At 61.9% G+C, this 7403-nt stretch carries 3 protein-coding genes; all 3 read right to left on the bottom strand.

What is annotated here, in order from left to right; all coding sequences use genetic code 11:
- Positions 1-182: 182 nt before the first annotated feature.
- The 3 genes from F4Y00_02915 to F4Y00_02905 all read right to left on the bottom strand — a co-directional run bounded on the left by F4Y00_02915 (position 183) and on the right by F4Y00_02905 (position 7395).
- Positions 183-2282, bottom strand: coding sequence for a T9SS type A sorting domain-containing protein (locus F4Y00_02915; GenBank protein ID MYE03912.1), 2100 nt, complete (start codon positions 2280-2282; stop codon positions 183-185).
- A gap of 261 nt (positions 2283-2543) precedes the next feature.
- Positions 2544-3593: a PorV/PorQ family protein gene (locus F4Y00_02910; protein ID MYE03911.1), complete on the bottom strand. Its 1050-nt coding sequence runs from the start codon at positions 3591-3593 to the stop codon at positions 2544-2546.
- Between the two features lie 7 nt (positions 3594-3600).
- The gene (locus tag F4Y00_02905) at positions 3601-7395 is read right to left on the bottom strand and encodes a hypothetical protein (protein MYE03910.1); all 3795 of its coding nucleotides are present in this window, start codon (positions 7393-7395) and stop codon (positions 3601-3603) included.
- Positions 7396-7403 lie beyond the last annotated feature (8 nt).

Raw genomic sequence — 7403 nt, 5'->3', positions numbered from 1 at the left:
GACGAAGCGGGGGCAGCGGGCGGGCCTGGCGGATCAGGGCAAAGGCATGGAGAAACACGCAGGAACGCGCAGGAAGGTCCAAAAACCCGAAACGCGGATGACGCGGAGGCTGCCGTTAGGCAACCTGACCGCACCACCCGCGCCGGGTCACATCTGTGAGATGTGCGCGTAACTCGGTAGGGTTACTTCATCAGGATCATGCGCCGCGTCAACATCTGGCCGGGCGTTTCGAGGCGGTACAGATACATGCCGCTCGCCAGCCCGGTCCCGTCGAACCGCACCTGATAGTTCGCCGCCTGCTGGACGCCGTCCACGAGCGTGGCCACTTCGCGTCCCAGCGTGTCATACACCTTGAGCGTCACATGGACCGCCTGGTCGATGGCGTACTCGAACGTGGTGACGGGGTTGAACGGATTCGGGTAGTTCGCCCCGAGCGTCACCTGCGTGGGCAGTTCGGCGCCCACCGGCTCCACGGACGTAACGGTCGCGGGGTTCTCCTCGAACGGAAGCAGTCCCTCTTCCTGGTACATGTCCGTATCGAACGTAAACGAGGCGGGCCAGGACCCGTCGGCGTTCGGCACGATGTACCGGACCCGGTTCCGGCCCAGGTCGCCGAAGCCGCCGCCCTGCTCGCTGCTCTCCGTCGCGGCGTCCGGGTTGATGTACTGGTACTTGTACTGGAGGCCGCTGTACGTGCCGAGCGCAATGTCATTGCGGGTGACGCCCCCGATCGTTACGGTCGCGGTGTAGACATTGTCTCCGTCGGGATCGAGCAGATACAGCCGGCCGTCGTTCCGCCAGCCATCCTCGTCGGTGCGGGGAAGGTTCATGGTGAACCGCCAGATCGCGTCGTTGAAGCTGACCACGACAGAGTCCCGTCCGGCAACGAACGGATCGGCCGTTACGGGATCCACCGCCGAGGTCATGTCCACGCTCATCGTGAGCTCCACGGAAGTACCGGGAGGAATGATGTTCGCGTCCGCAATGTCGTTGAAGTACTGCACGGGCGGGTCAAGTTCCTGATCTGCGGTGCCTGCGAACGTGAACAGCCGGTTCGCGCCGGTCCGGGTGATGGGTTCTTCCCAACCGAAGCCTCCGCCCTGCGATTCCGTAGTCACGCCGAACGCATTTTCGAAGTTCGCATCGTGGAAATTGATGTAGAACTTGTAGCTCAACTCGGCGCCGGAAATCAGCGTAAGCACGACCGGATTTTCGAAGGTCGTCGAGCCGGGCACGCGCAGGAGCTGGCACAGGGTCGGGTCGCCGCAATTCCAGCCATTAAAATCGCCCCGCACCTCGAGGGAATCCCCTCGAGCCAGATCGAATACGTTGATGTCTTCCAGCGGCTTGGTGTCCACCGCGAAGATGACGGAGCCCTCGACGAGCGCACTCGTGATCGGATCGGTATTGCCGAAATACACCCAGTGCAGGGTGGTGTCCGCCTCCGGAATGACGAATGTCCGGTTGCCGCCATCGATGTCAGGTTCCCAGCCGTTCGCTCCTACGACGAACTTGTATAGCTGCTCCGTGCCTGCCGCGGAAGCCGGGAAATAGCCCACGCCCGAATACAGATCGTAGCCCGGCTGCGTGTCGTCGTCGCTCTCTTTGGCGAGTTTCACGCCCGTCATGGCGTTCCAGGTAAGCGGACCGCCCGTTTGATCATCGCCCCGGACCTCAGCGGTCTGCGCGGCGTCGGCACGGTCGTATCCGGCGGTGACACTCCCATCGGTGTACGCAAAAACGCGGAACCAGACCGCAATGCTGTCCGTGCCCGCCGGCTCATAGGGCCGCCAGTCGTAGTCCAAGTCGCCCCCGCTCTTGTTGAAAAAGTGGAGCGTCATCTCGACATCGTCCGTACCTGCCTCAATGACGTGGTTGTTCTGACCGTCTTCCCAGACATCGCCCTCCATCTCCGGGACCAGGTTGGGATAGGCGAACTTGAACTCGAGGCCGTTTTCGTTCGGAAGCTGGAAGGAAACATACCAGTAATCGCCCCCCATATTCATGGGGCGAAGCGTGGTGTCGTTGTTCCAGTCGATGACGTTGCCGTCGGGTAGCGTGTCCGGACCGTTAATATGGCCATTGGCATCCGTGAGCGACCCCCGGACCTGGATGCCGTGCATGGTGGTGAGCGTGTCCGGGGCCGAAGCCGTGTTCAGGTGCAGCGTAACGGTACGCTGCGCAAGCGCATCCTGCGCGCCGAAGCCGGCGGCAAAAGCGAGCATAAGAAAAAGCGCGAAGCCGCTTGCGAGCCGCGCTTTCGTCGTCGTAAAGAGTCGCATAATCTTGTGTGCTGAGGGAATGATCACGTGAATATGATAAAGGAGAAGGGCCGCGCACGACGCTTCCCGAAAAGTACAGCGGGGAGATTTTACAATTTCATAACGGGATATGCAAATAAAAAAACGATGGAGGGCCGGTGGAGGGGGTGAAATTGCTTGATGGTGCGAGCCTGGAAGAACTTGAGGGTAACCGCGAACGACAACTCGCCTTGCCGCAACTGAAACCTGTCAGCCCGCCGTCATGCAGGAAGCGTACGATCCTCAGAACCGCATCGTCACCGTGAAGCGGTTGACGGCGTTGAAGTATTCGTTCTGCTCGAACGCGTAGTCGACCCCCAGGTGGATGGGAGCGAACTCGTAACGCAGTCCGCCGCCGACCGTGAAGGAACGCAGGCTGTTTTCCAGCAGCAGTTCGCTGTACCCGCCCCGGAACATGATCAGGTCCCCGAGCAAGCCGATCTCCGCGCCGGCATTCAGGTATTGCTCGCTGTTGTTGGGATTGAGCGCGTCGATGGAAAGCGTGAGGCGGTTGCCGCCGCGCTGGAACACCTCGCCGGACAACCCGATGCGCATGATGAGCGGCAGATCGAAGCGGTCGGTCTTGAGCAGGGCGCGGTTGCTTTCGTTGTTGCCCCGGTTGTTGGGATCCACATCCACGCGGGCAAGCAGGTCGTCCCCTCCTATTTGCAGTTTCGTGCCGAAGTTGCTGATGGAAGCCCCGAGACGGACCCCCCGGAAGGGCGTCTCGAATTGCGTGCCGACATCGAAGGCCAGGCCGCCGGAGGACGAATTCCAGATGCGCTCCTGGATCAACTTGACGGAGCCGCCGATGGAGAAGCGGTCCGTGAGCGCGCGGGCGTACGTGAGGGCCGCGGCATAGGAGGAAGCATCGAACGTTTCGCCGGTGCCGTCCTGCATGGCCACGGTCGTCACTTCCATCTCCGGCGTGCGCATGGAGGTAATGCCGACGCCAAGCACCCCGAACCGGCTGGGAATCACCACCGCAAGGAAGTTGAGGTCAATGGAGGCGAGCCAGTTGGCGTATTCGCCGGTGAAGCTCACATCCTCGATGCCGGCGATCCCGGCGGGATTCCAGTAGATCGCTATGGGATCGGAAACGGCGGCCGTGATAGCGCCGCCAAGAGCCGTGGCGCGGGCGCCCACAGGAATACCGAGGAAGTCGGCGGCCGTAGTGCCCCGCTTGCTCACGGTGCGGGTCTGGCTGTCGAATCCCTGCTGCGCGAATGCGGAAGATACCGGCAGGAGAAACGCCGCAAGAACCAGAAACGCTATGTTCTTTTTCCCCTTCATATCCTGATCACTTGATGATCGCGAACGTGCCGGTCCGCTCGCCGACGCCGGGCGCTTCCACATGATACAAATACACCCCGTACGAGACGGATAGTCCCTCTTCGCTTTCCAGATTCCAGTCCAGCGTGCCGTCAAGCAGGGCGGTGGGTGTGAGCCCCTCGTTGCTCCCCTCGGAAAGCTGGAGGGTGCGTATGAGGCGTCCGCTCACGGTATATATCCGGACGGTGGCCTGCGGGGGCAGGTGGATAAACTTGATGACGCGGGGGCCGCGGCCCGTACTGAACGGATTGAGCCCCTCGAACTGGTTCGTCGCCACATAGGGGTTCGGCACGACACGGATAGCCTCCAGCATCTCGCGGGCCGCGTCGAGGTCCGCCTTGGGCCCGGTCGCGGTGAATTCGAATGCATCGGTGGCGAGAAACGGCTTCCGCGTAATGATCGTCACCACATCGCCTTCCTGGGGATCGCGGTTGTCCCTGAACACGAAATTCAGCCCGATGCGCCAGGTAATCACAGGATCGCCGCCGTCATCGCCCACCTTGGTCTCCCGGAGCACGATAAAGTCGCTCTCCCCTATGTCCGGATTGGCGGTCCAGGAGGCCGGCTCGGTCGAAAGGGACGAGACGAAATCATCCCCTGTGATATCCCAGAAAGCATATTCTATCGGTACTTCGGTGCCGTCCGGAAGCAGGCGGTATACTTCCACGTTGGTCGGGCGGGCGGGCAGCGTAAGCCGCCGGGTCACCTGCATTTCGATAGACTGGCCCTGCCCCGGCCCCACCACCTTCACCCGGTAATCGAACGGATTGCGCAACCCGCGCACGAACCCCGCCGACGAATGCGGATCCAGCGATATGGGATAAATATCTTCGCTGTTCCAGGCTGTTTCCACCTTGTTGAGCACAATGAACGGCTCGGGGAAAAACGCCAGGGAAAACCCGATGGGATCGCCGTTGTCGGCAAGCAGGGGGAATTCCCGGCCTGCGCGGAACGCTGTGGAACGCTTGAGCAGCGTGTCGTTTTCCGTAACGTCCACGAGCGAGAAGTTTCTGGTCGTCAGGGTGTCGGGACTGAAGCGTCCGCCGGAGACGAGCGTGTCCTCGAACACAATGCGGAACCGGTGCCCGTCGGCAATGGAAATCGGATCGACAATCTCGTAGAGAATGCGGCTGCTGGTCGTGCCCGCCACGCGCTCCAGTTCACCGAGCGTGGGATCCACATAGCCGGCCACCGGCGCCGAGGGCGTGATTTCCACCACGTTGGGGCCTGTCCGGATGGAACCGTCCGCGAGCCGCTGGATGCGAATGGGGGTCTCGGTGGGCGGAATGTTATCCTGCGCGGAACCGAAGTCGTAGGCCGTTACGGCGTAGAAGTACGTGATGCCGTTCGTAACGTCCTCGTCCACGAAAAGGTGGGCCAGCCCGTTACTCCCCTCGCCCGGACTCACTCTGTTGTCCCCGAGGTAGAACTGGATGCCGTTGATATCCACAGGGTGGAATCCCTCGAACCCGTTGATGAGATCGAATTGCGCGATCGGCTTGCGCAGGAGCCGGTTGCCGAAGCCGTCGGTAATGATCTGCGGATCGAGGAAGGCGGGGTCCGTCGAACGATAGATGCGATAGCCCTCGAAGTCGTTCGGATCACGCCCAAGGCCCGCAAGGAACTGATCGTACGACTGCTCTGAAATCGAATCCCAGTAGAGGGTCACCTTGCCGTCGCCGGGCACGGCGCGCAGCTTGGGCGTAATGGGCGCCTGGGCAAACTGGTAATCCTCGTGGTAGGCCTGCAGAGCATAATCTCTCGACTGGAGCGCCTCTTCCTGCGTACCCCCCATCACGACCGCCAGCGAAATGCGCTCGGTCTGGCCGGCCTTGAGCGGGAAAATGCCGCTGGACACGGTGATGTCGGTGTCGCCGGGATCGGGAAGTTCCGTATCGAAATTGCCCGGCAGCATAAAGCGGCGGAACAGGAAACGATCGGAGGAACTGCCGATTCCGAGGGTCCCGGCCCCGAAAATGCGCACGTTCGTGATGCCGATCTGGTCCGATTCGGAAATGTCCGTCACGTCGATGTTGCGCTCGCCGGGGAAACCCGTGCCGGCGCCCGAGGTGGGCACGCCGTCGTTATCGCCGGGATCGCCGTTGAACGGCACGCCGTCCAGCCCGGTGTCGTTGAGGAAACGGTTCCAGTCCTTGTCGTTGTCTATCCCGTCGGCGCGGCTTTCGTCGATCATTTCGTCGATTTCCTCGTCGATGCCCTCGTCCGTGGCGCCGTCGCCGTCATTGTCGAGGCCGTCCGCATAGGCCTTGCCGATATCTTCAGAACCTACGTCGTACAGCACGATATCCGTGCCGGGCACGCGGTACCGCCGGTAGCTATCGGACGCGGCGGCATTCACCATGTCCTGCGTGACCGTGGGCGATCCGGGTTCGGCGAGATAGTTGCCCTCTTCGAGATACGTATCGTTGTTGTCGATCCCGTCCTTGAACGCGCGGCCCACATCGTCCTCTTCCACGCCCACAAGGTGGACCGTCACATCCTGATCGGTGGCAAGCACGGGCGGCCATCTTCGCCAGTGATCGGTCGTAGCAAGCGCCGCCATCTCTGCGGTGACCACCGGGCTGCCCGCTTCTCCGTCCCCGTCGTTGTCGATATAATCCGCATAGCCTACCCCTGTCTGCGGGATGCCGCTGGCCGTGATGAACGGCACATGCGTCTGGTTCTCGTCGATCAGCCCGTTGCCGTTGTCGTCCAGCGCATTGGTGGGATTCTCGCCCTGCAGAAAGGAACCGGGAATCACCGGGCTGTTGCATTCGCCGATCAAAGGATCGCAGTCTTCGGACGTGGAGCCGTCGCCGTCGTTGTCGATGCGGTCCTCGGCGTTGCCGGGGGATTCCAGAAAGGCGAAGGTGGCGACCCCCACCGGATCCGCCCCGAAAAACTCGTTGCCTATCCCGTCAAGGTCCGTCATGAAGGCGACGTCCTCGAGGAGATCGAAATAGGGAATGTCGTCGCTGCAATCGCCGCCCACGCAGTCCGCCAGCCATATGGACATGCCCGCCTTTCGGAGGTCGCGCGTACCGTCGTTCTTCGCCCCGTGGATGAAAAAGACCACATCCTGGATGAGAATCTGGCTCCACGCCAGCACCCGCACTTCGGCGACGAGGCCCATGCCCCGGCGGCTGAAATCGGTCGAGTCGGGGAAATACGTGGGATACCGGTCGTACTGGTCGTCGCCGATCTTGTAGAAAAATTCCTGATCGGCGTTGAACACATTCTTGCCGAAAAAGCCGTTCCACGAAAAGCTCCATCCCGGGTCCTGGACGTCGCCGAGTTTGTCCGGCCAGGCGTCCGGCCAGGAAGTCGGCTCGTCCGACTGGGCGATGCCGTACTCCGCTCCCGCCGGATTCACGTATCCCTTGATCGGCTCGAAGGTCCACGAAATGTTGTCGTTGACGGGATTGCTGCGGAAATCCGCCACGTTCACGACCCACAGCGTGTCGTTGTTTTCGTCCTCGACCTCGGCCCCCACCCACAACTGGGTAAGCGCCACGTAGCGCCGGCCCGTGTTCTTGGGCCACTCGTACCAGAAATCGCCCGGACTTCCGGACTGGCCCGACTGCGCCCAGTTGGTAATGGTGGCCCGGACGTTGTTGGCGTCGATGTTGTCGCGGCGGCGCTCGAAGGGATCGACGCGCTCCGTGCCCGGCACGTGATTCCGGTCGATGACGCCCTGGGCACGGGCCGTGCCAACAATCCCGGGCAGCAGCACAAGGCTCAGAACAACCAGCGCGCCAGGCATGCGCGGAA

Source organism: Bacteroidetes bacterium SB0662_bin_6 (assembly GCA_009839485.1).
Classification (GTDB): Bacteria; Bacteroidota; Rhodothermia; order Rhodothermales; family VXPQ01; genus VXPQ01.
The sequence above is the reverse complement of the archived record's forward strand: the minus strand, read 5'-3'. Positions and strand labels throughout refer to the sequence as shown.